The sequence below is a fragment of the Pseudomonas sp. UBA4194 genome (genome assembly GCF_002379585.1).
Lineage (GTDB): Bacteria > Pseudomonadota > Gammaproteobacteria > Pseudomonadales > Pseudomonadaceae > Aquipseudomonas.
In genome coordinates this window covers 1-316 of sequence record NZ_DFUE01000003.1, presented here as the reverse complement: position 1 = coordinate 316, position 316 = coordinate 1, and positions in this window count along the sequence as shown.

Here is a 316-nt window from a genome sequence, read left to right as displayed (position 1 = left end):
CTCACCCGCCCCCCACTCAATCAAGCATTCGGCCGCTGCTTCGCCGCATCCAACTCGGTCTTCGCGCCCGTGGTCAGATCGGCAATCTCAGCCCTCTCCCTGGGGGAGAGCGCGCTAAAAGCGGATCGAGGTAGGTCGGCCAGCGGTGATCGGCTCCCTCTCCCTCAGGGAGAGGGCTGGGGTGAGGGGACCATTCACCACCGACCCCCACCTCGTTCCCGAAAGCCACCCACAGTACGTGCACTAGCCAACCTTGATCATGTCCGCAATCCGCCCGGCGATCATGATGGTCGGCACATTGGTGTTGGCACAGGGG